Genomic DNA, 724 nt, shown 5'->3' on the forward strand with positions numbered 1-724 from the left:
TGTTCTAGAAGCGCGGGCCATGCTGCTTTTCATTCCCGCCAGCTTGAAGCCCGGGCAGATGGTGGATGGCTGGCGCGTGGTGAAGGCACTGGGTTCGGGCTCCTTCGGCGCCGTCTACCTCGTAGAGAAAGAGGGCCAGCGTTTCGCGCTGAAGATGGCCATGCACCGCGCCAGCAGTGGAGACGCGGAGCAGTCGGACGCGCGCCTGATGCGGGAGATGGTCTGCCTGGCCCAGGTGAGCGGCCATCCCAACATCGTGCGCACGTATGCCCACGGCCGATGGAATGACGCGACACGGGGCTGGCTCTACGTCGTCGAGGACTACGTGGAGGGCTACACGCTGGGCGAGTGGATGGAGAAGACGCACCCCACGGCGCACGAGGTGGTGGCCCTCTTCGTCAAGCTCGCTTCCGCTCTGGCCCACGTGCACGCGCGGGGCGTCTTCCACCGTGACTTGAAGTTGAGCAACATCCTCGTGCGCGCTTCCGACGGCGAGCCCTTCCTGTTGGACTTCGGCGTGGGCAGTTACGCGCAGGCGCCCGAATTGACTGACTCCCCCCTGCCGCCCGGCACCCGGCGCTACCGCTCCCCCGAGGCCACGAAGTTCCTGCGCGAGCACGGCGAGGAGTCCGAAGCGCGCTATGCCTTCAAGGCCACGGATGACATCTACGCGCTGGGCATCTGCCTCTATGACCTGCTGACGATTGCGCGCCCCTGGAGTGAA

Annotated in this window: 1 protein-coding gene; it reads left to right on the top strand. The window is 65.9% G+C overall.

Annotated elements, in window-relative coordinates; all coding sequences use genetic code 11:
- Positions 1–19: 19 nt before the first annotated feature.
- A partial coding sequence (locus ACLEQD_RS44705; RefSeq protein WP_410391967.1) for a serine/threonine protein kinase occupies positions 20–724 on the top strand: 705 nt, incomplete at its 3' end.

Origin of the sequence: Corallococcus sp. 4LFB (assembly GCF_046520365.1) — a bacterium.
Lineage (GTDB): Bacteria > Myxococcota > Myxococcia > Myxococcales > Myxococcaceae > Corallococcus > Corallococcus caeni.